We start from the raw sequence: 1,612 nt of genomic DNA, 5'->3' as shown, positions 1-1,612 counted from the left end.
CATGCGCTCCTCGGGAGACACCGTCACTCCGCTATTAATGGGTGCAATGACCATCGTCCTTAATATTGGTTTGAATTTCTGGTTAATCAAAGGCGGCTTTGGCATCCCAGCAATGGGGGTCGCTGGTGCGGCATTCGCTACGACCATTTCTCGTTTGTTCCAAGTACTCGCCATGATTGCCTACATGCGTTGGCGGAAGCACTGGTTGCTGGAAGTAAGAGAAGGCTATGAACGCCCTTCGCTGTGGCTGTCTTATCGTCGTCTTGCGCTGCCAATGACGCTAGGTGCATTACTTTGGGCAATCGGCACCATGGTTTATCAGATGATTTTTGGCCACATGGGGACAACCGAATTGGCAGTATTTAGTATGCTCGGCCCATTTGAATCACTCTGTTACTCGATTTTCTTTGGGATCTCTGTGGCGTGCTCTGTGATGATTGGTCAATCCTTGGGGCGCGATGCCTTTGAGCAAGCTGAACACATGGCAAAATTCTTTATCAAAGCAGTCTTTGTGTTTGGTATTTCCATCGGCGCACTGTTGCTTCTTAATCGTGAGTTGATCATTGCAGCATTGAATTTGGACAACCCTGAGCTTTACCCACTCGCAGCCCCTGCGGTGATGATTTTGTGCTGCGCGATTTGGTTGCGTATGTTGAACATGATCATCATTAACGGGATTATTCGAGCTGGTGGCGACAACGTATTCTGCTTACGCATGGATTTTATCGCCATGTGGATGACAGGCTTACCACTTTGTGCAATCGCTGCGTTTGTTCTTGGTTGGGAGTTTAAGTACGTGTATGCACTGATGATTGCAGAGGAAGTCGTTAAGTTGGCGTTGTGTTATCGTCGATACACGCAAAAGTATTGGATAAAGAATCTAACCGTCGTTACGACTTCTTAGTATCGCGTTCTGCATTGATTCTTTTGTGGCGGTTCGATGCATTGGCTGCTGGTTTTTCAGGAACCTCACGTTTCTCGTGCAGCAGGTGCCGAACTGCCAGAATCGGATGTTTGAGTAACATTCTCGGGCCTGAATAGCGCATCACTAAACGCATCTGTTCTTTAGGTTCGGGTTTATAGCAGTGGATTGGGCACTTGTTACACGTCGGTTTTTCTTCTCCGTATGGGCATCGGTCCAATCGCACTTCCGCGTACTCAAGCAGTTCACGGCATTCGCTGCACAGCGCATCTTTGGTTCCATGATGATCATGGCAATACACCTCCACCATCGCTTTGACGGTTTTAAATTCGGTGGCGAGTTTGCCAAGTAAAATATCGCTCATGGTATTGCCCAAAATCACAGCTGGAGAGTGTAGAGTTCTAAAGTTCGGCCATTATCATATTGCTGCTCAACACGTTCAAATTCGAAACCGAGTTTTTTCAGCAAACTTATACTACGAATATTATCATTATTCGTAATCGCGACCAGTTGACTAAGTTGCATCACTTGTTTCGCATACTCGACTACTGCCTTTGACGCTTCTATAGCAAAACCTTGGCCGTAAGCTGAAGGAAGAAAACCATAGCCGATGTCGTAAGCGTTCAAGGTATCACGCTTCACTAACCCACAAATGCCTAGCGGTTGTTTTGTCTGCTTATCTTCAACCAC

Annotated in this window: 3 protein-coding genes; 1 reads left to right on the top strand and 2 read right to left on the bottom strand. The window is 46.8% G+C overall.

Features of this window, described 5'->3' with window-relative positions:
- On the top strand, positions 1 to 904 hold a 904-nt coding region (locus R7P67_RS23820; protein ID WP_318086190.1), incomplete at its 5' end, for an MATE family efflux transporter.
- Here the strand turns inward: R7P67_RS23820 and R7P67_RS23815 are convergent.
- Together R7P67_RS23815 and R7P67_RS23810 are read right to left on the bottom strand one after the other, a co-directional pair.
- Entirely contained in the window at positions 891 to 1,286 is a 396-nt protein-coding gene (locus R7P67_RS23815) for a nitrous oxide-stimulated promoter family protein (protein WP_005461033.1), read from the bottom strand. The genes R7P67_RS23820 and R7P67_RS23815 overlap by 14 nt on opposite strands.
- A 14-nt stretch (positions 1,287 to 1,300) precedes the next feature.
- A partial coding sequence (locus tag R7P67_RS23810) for a GNAT family N-acetyltransferase (protein ID WP_318086189.1) occupies positions 1,301 to 1,612 on the bottom strand: 312 nt, incomplete at its 5' end.

The organism is Vibrio sp. Vb0937, assembly GCF_033338855.1.
Note: the sequence above shows the minus strand (reverse complement) of the source record. Positions and strands in the feature narration are given on the sequence as shown.

What these genes read in the sequence shown, in the direction of transcription:
- R7P67_RS23815 (WP_005461033.1), bottom strand. Translation starts at nt 1,286, where the DNA reads ATGAGCGATATTTTACTTGGCAAACTCGCCACCGAATTTAAAACCGTC.